Origin of the sequence: Prevotella sp. S7 MS 2 (assembly GCF_000762865.1) — a bacterium.
GTDB lineage: Bacteria > Bacteroidota > Bacteroidia > Bacteroidales > Bacteroidaceae > Prevotella.
Genome location: NZ_JRPT01000127.1, coordinates 1 through 742 on the forward strand (window position 1 = coordinate 1; position 742 = coordinate 742).

The 742-nt window shown below is 33.6% G+C and carries 1 protein-coding gene; it reads left to right on the plus strand.

Going from position 1 to position 742, the window contains the following annotated elements:
- Positions 1-60: 60 nt before the first annotated feature.
- A complete protein-coding gene (locus tag HMPREF0671_RS11675; protein WP_036901046.1) occupies positions 61-687 on the plus strand; it encodes a TetR/AcrR family transcriptional regulator in 627 nt (208 codons plus the stop codon).
- The last annotated feature ends 55 nt before the right edge of the window (positions 688-742 follow it).

Sequence of the window (742 nt, forward strand, 5' to 3'; positions counted from 1 at the left end):
AGCGATTTTTATGTAAATTTGCAATGTATTAATTCGTTTTTAGGCTAATTGTGCGTATTTATGCAAAAAAATAACATCACAACCCAATATCGAGTAGAGCAGAAAGAAAAGATATTAAATATATCTATGCAGGAATTCCATAAGCATGGCATCAAAGCTGTGAAGATGGATGATATTGCTAATAAGCTTTTAATATCCAAACGTACTCTTTATGAGCTTTATGCTAATAAAGAAGCTTTGCTTTTTGAGGGTTTGAAAAAGATGGAAGAAGCCTATGATGAGCATATGATAGAGTTTTGTAGTTCGCCGGAAAATGGTGTTATGGAGATTATTATAGAATTCTATCGTATTCAGATGGCTAAGCTTTCAGAAATCAATCCGCTGTTTTTTGCGGAACTCCATAAATATACTAAGGTCATAGAGTATCTTGAAAGCAAACGAAGAGAGCGCAATTCTAAATCGAATGATTTTTTCTCTAAGGGTATAGCGGAAGGTTATTTTCGTGCAGATGCCGACTATGGAATTATACGTGAGATAGCCAATTATGCAGTACAAGGTATTATGGAGGAGAAACTTTATCAAAAATATACGCCTCAACGTGTCTTCAGAAATGCATTGCTATTGTTCATAAGAGGGCTTTGCACAGATAAGGGACTCATGGTTATAGATTCAAAGCTACATGCTTAATAAGCAGTCTCAATTAGATTAGAATTAATTATTATTATATTTATCTTATTGCAAG